At 65.8% G+C, this 4,555-nt stretch carries 3 protein-coding genes; all 3 read left to right on the top strand.

Features of this window, described 5'->3' with window-relative positions:
- Positions 1–431 precede the first annotated feature (431 nt).
- The 3 genes from ING15_RS19155 to ING15_RS19145 all read left to right on the top strand — a co-directional run bounded on the left by ING15_RS19155 (position 432) and on the right by ING15_RS19145 (position 4,340).
- Positions 432–2,849 (top strand): heavy metal translocating P-type ATPase, encoded by a 2,418-nt coding sequence (locus ING15_RS19155; RefSeq protein WP_206456441.1) that lies wholly within the window; start codon positions 432–434, stop codon positions 2,847–2,849.
- Positions 2,850–2,948: 99 nt separating this feature from the next.
- The gene (locus ING15_RS19150; RefSeq protein ID WP_206456440.1) at positions 2,949–4,007 is read left to right on the top strand and encodes a type II glyceraldehyde-3-phosphate dehydrogenase; all 1,059 of its coding nucleotides are present in this window, start codon (positions 2,949–2,951) and stop codon (positions 4,005–4,007) included.
- A gap of 126 nt (positions 4,008–4,133) precedes the next feature.
- Entirely contained in the window at positions 4,134–4,340 is a 207-nt protein-coding gene (locus ING15_RS19145) for a hypothetical protein (RefSeq protein ID WP_206456439.1), read from the top strand.
- Positions 4,341–4,555 lie beyond the last annotated feature (215 nt).

Below are 4,555 nucleotides of genomic sequence, written 5' to 3'. Positions count from 1 at the left end.
ACTGTAATGCCGCGTGCGTCCTCGCGTCTGTAGAAAGAATGGTGGTTTCATTCAGGTCGGGCCGCCCGACGGTCCGACCGTAATCGGACGCATACGAAAGGATGATGGCAATGCCCACGGATACGCAATCGTCGCGCGTCAGTTCGGGCAATCGGATCGAGGGTTCCTGCTGCGGTCATGATGAGCTCTCTCCAGCCGATTCAGTTAAACCCTCGGCCGCGCCGGAACGGTCTGCCGGGAAGCAGCGGGCGGAGACGACGCGAGAGGCGGTGCAAGGCAGATCGAGGGGCTGCTGCTGCGGCAGCTGAGATCTGTAAGGGTCAGGCAGAAGACAGGCACCGCTCGTCGCGGCGCCGGGTCGGTCAATCCCGACCATCCGCGCTCAGACGGCGGTCGTAAAACCGTGTTCGGGCGCTTCAAGGAGATGAGTGGTGAGCACAGCGACATTGGACGTCGGCGGCCTCTTCGAGGAGCTCGACCATCTGGGCGTCGAGAAGCGGCTGAAGCAAGCACGGGGCGTGCGAAACGCCAGTTCCAACCCGGCCTCCGGCAGTGTGACGGTCGACTTTGACGAGACGCTGACGACCGTCGGCAAGCTGAAACAGACGATAAAGGCCTGTGGCTTCCGCTGCCATGGCGAGGTAATGCCGCGCCACGTCTGCAAGCCGGGCGCCGTGAAGCGCGCCCCTGAGGTTTCCCCTGTGCCCGCGGCGCACGAGGGCCATGCCAAGCACACGGATGCCGGCGCCACCGGGGGGCCAGCCCCATCCGCCATCCAGCCGTCAACCGCGCCGGCACACGATGAAATCGCGCACGAAATGGGTCACGGATCGGGCGCCGACATGCGGGCGATGGTCCGCGACATGCGCAACCGCTTCTGGATCGCGCTCGCCTTCACCGTGCCGATTTTCATTTATTCGCCGATGGGCGGGATCTTCACCCCGCCGGCGCCACCCTTCGGTCTGGAACTCGACCTATGGCTGTTCTTCCTTGGAACCATCGCGATCGTCTATCCCAGCTGGCCGTTCTTCGTCGCGGCCTGGCGGGCGCTTCGCAACGGCATTCTCAACATGGCCGTGCTCGTCGTGCTCTCGGTGGGAACCGGTTACGTCTTCAGCGTCGGCTCGACCTTCTTCTTCCCCGGCGTGCAGTTCTACGAAGCGGTGGCGGTGCTACTCGTCTTCATTCTGCTCGGCCACTGGCTGGAGATGCGGGCGCGCGCCGGCGCCTCGACGGCGATCCGGGCACTGCTCGACCTCGCCCCGCCCATGGCGACCGTCCTGCGCGACGGCCGCGAGACCGAGGTGCCGACCGCCGAGGTCCTGGCCGACGAGATCGTCGTCATCAGGCCGGGCAACAAGATCCCGGTCGACGGCGAAGTCCTCGAAGGAGAGTCGCTGGTCGACGAATCCATGCTGACGGGCGAGTCGATGCCGGTGAACAAGACGCCCGGCGATCAGGTCATCGGCGCCACCATCAACAAGAGCGGCAGCTTTCAGTACCGCGCGACCAAGGTGGGGGCCGACACGGCGCTGGCGCAGATCGTCAAGCTGGTGCAGGAGGCGCAGAACTCCAAGGCGCCGGCGCAGCTGCTCGCCGACCGGGCGTCGCAGTGGCTGGTGGTGATCGCGATCGTCATCGGGCTCGCGACCTTCGCCGCGTGGTTCTGGTGGATCGGCTCACCGCTGCTGTTCGCGCTGACGCTCACCATCACGGTCTTCGTCATCGCTTGCCCGGACGCGCTCGGGCTGGCGACCCCGATGGCCGTCATGGTCGGCACCGGCCTCGGCGCGATGAACGGCATCCTGTTCAAGAATGCCGGCGCGCTCGAGGACGCGACCAAACTCGACATCATCGTTTTCGACAAGACAGGGACGCTGACCATGGGCCAGCCGCGCGTCGTCGAAATCGTCACCGCCGCGGGGCGAACGGAGGAGGACGCGCTGCGGGCGGCCGCGGCGGTCGAACGCGGCTCGGACCATCCCCTCGCCCTAGCGATCGTCGAACGCGCCGAGGGAATCGACGTGCCGCAGGCGCGGGCCTTTCTCAATCGCGAGGGCATGGGCGCACAGGCCGAGATCGCGGGCGAAACCGTATTCCTCGGCAACCGCCGTCTCATGGACGAGGAAAAGATCGATCTTGGAACGCTCGCGGACGAGGCCGAGCGGCTGAAGGGCGAAGGCCGAACGGTGGTGCATGTGGCGCAAGGCGGTCGGGTTCTCGGCCTCATCGCCATCGCCGACGCGCCGCGCCCCAATGCCATGGCGACCGTCGCCAAGCTGCGCGAGCGCGGCGTCGAGGTGGCGATGCTGACCGGCGACAACGAAGGGACGGCCAGACGAATCGCCGATGAACTCGGCATCGCCATCGTTCTCGCCGACGTATTGCCAGGCCAGAAGGCCGACCAGGTCAAGCAGTTGCAGGCGCAGGGCAAGCGCGTCGGCATGGTCGGCGATGGCGTCAACGATGCGCCGGCACTCACCCAGGCTGACGTCGGCTTCGCCATCGGGGCCGGAACCGACGTGGCGATGGAAAGCGCCGACGTCGTGCTGATGAAGAGCGACCCCTATGACGTGCTCGGCGCCATCGAACTCTCGCGCGCCACCTTGCGCAAGATGCACCAGAACTTGTTCTGGGCGGTGGCCTACAACGTCGTCGCCTTTCCGATGGCGGCCGGCGTGTTCTATCCCGTCGTCGTCAGCCCCGAAGTCGCGGCGCTTGCCATGTCGGGCAGTTCGGCGCTGGTCGCGGTCAACGCGCTCCTGCTGAAGCGCACGCGGCTGGAAGGGGTGGGCCGCGTCGAGCCGGCAGAAACGCTCGCTGCGCGCCAAGCGGCGGCAACCGGATGAACTATCCGGGCGGAAACGGCTGAACGGACAACCGCAATATTCTTCTCACCCGACCCTTGCAGGCCCCGGTGGGACGGCCAGAACCACAGCGAGGACAAGATGAACGCAAACAACAAAATCCGCGTCGCCGTAAATGGCTACGGCGTGATCGGCAAGCGTGTCGCAGATGCGGTGGCCTTGCAGGACGACATGGAAGTCGCCGGGGTATCGGATGTCGACGCCGACTGGCGGCCGCGAATGGCGACCCGGAAGGGCTTTCGCCTTTTCGGCGCCACCGGCGAGCATGCCGGCGCGATGCGTGGCGCGGGCCTCGACGTCGAAGGAACACTCGACGACCTCCTCGCGGCGGCCGACGTGGTCGTCGACTGCACGCCGAAGCGGGTCGCGGCGAAGAACGTCGAGCGCTACCGCGAGAGACGCATCAAATTCATCGTCCAGGGCGGCGAGAAGCATGAGGTCACCGGCCATTCCTTCGTCGCGGAAGCGAGCTACGCGACGGCGATCGCCCGCGAGGCAACCCGCGTCGTCTCCTGCAACACCACCTCGATCGTGCGCACGCTCACGGCACTGAAGCATGCCGGGCTGCTTCGTCGGGCGCGCGGAACGCTGCTGCGGCGCGCGACCGATCCCTGGGAAAGCCATCTCGGGGGCATCATGAACACGCTGGTGCCCGAGCCCGAGATCCCGAGCCACCAGGGACCGGACGCGCGGAGCGTCGACCCCGAGCTCGACGTCGTCACCATGGCGGTGAAGGTTCCCGAAACCCTGGCGCACCTGCATTACTGGTCGGTTCAACTGACCCGGCCGGCGGACAAGGAGGAGGTGCTGGACGCCTTCCGCTCGTCGTCCCGTATCGCCCTGATCCGCATGGACGCCGGGCTGACCGCGCTCAATACGGTGAAGGAACTGATGGCCGATCTCGGCCGGCCGCACGACAATCTCTACGAGGTGGCACTGTGGGCGGATATGCTCAAGGTGGAGGGCGACGAACTGTTCTACGCCTACATGGTCGACAATCAGGCGATCGTCATTCCCGAGACGATCGACGCCATCCGGGCACTGACGGGACTCCTCGGCAGCGCGCGGGAATCGATGGCCAGGACCGATGCGAGCCTCGGGATCGGTCAGGTCACCGACGCGCTCGGCAAGTCAGTGTGAGGACGACCAGAGGGGTTCAGCCCTGGCCGGCCTGGTGCAATGACGGCGCCGCGCCGACATGGGTGGACGCCGTTGCCAAGCATTTGTCGTGGCGCACGACGCACCCTTAAATGACGGAGGCGATCCATGTTCAACCTGTTTCACCGAAGCGATGAACCCGCCATCATCTGCGTCGTCCGTGACGATGCACGGTTGCCGCGATTTCTGCGCGGCCCGAACTGGGAGTATGAAGGCAAGGCTGGCACGCTCACGGGCGCCACCGCCGCGCTCGACATGGATGCCGAGGCGCGCATGTCCAAACAGACCGGCTTTTACCTGTTCACACGGCTCTAGAGAACAGGGTTCGGGCTTATGCCGTCGGGCAATTTTGCGATCGCGGCCTCGCAGCAATGACGAATATCCTTCTCAGCAAGGGGGAAGCCGGGATGAGCAAGATCTGGATTTGGACGGCGATCGTGCTTCTCCTGATCGCGGGAGGCTCCTACGGCCTGTATGTCTATCTCCGGCCCCCGCCGCTTCCCGAGCAGGTCGTCTACGGAAATGGCGTC

It is taken from the genome of Aurantimonas marina (assembly GCF_017183135.1).
Classification (GTDB): Bacteria; Pseudomonadota; Alphaproteobacteria; order Rhizobiales; family Rhizobiaceae; genus Aurantimonas; species Aurantimonas marina.
Note: the sequence above shows the minus strand (reverse complement) of the source record. Positions and strands in the feature narration are given on the sequence as shown.

Excerpts from the sequence above, each read along its gene's own strand:
- ING15_RS19150 (WP_206456440.1), top strand. The coding sequence starts at position 2,949 with ATGAACGCAAACAACAAAATCCGCGTCGCCGTAAATGGCTACGGCGTG.
- ING15_RS19145 (WP_206456439.1), top strand. The coding sequence starts at position 4,134 with ATGTTCAACCTGTTTCACCGAAGCGATGAACCCGCCATCATCTGCGTC.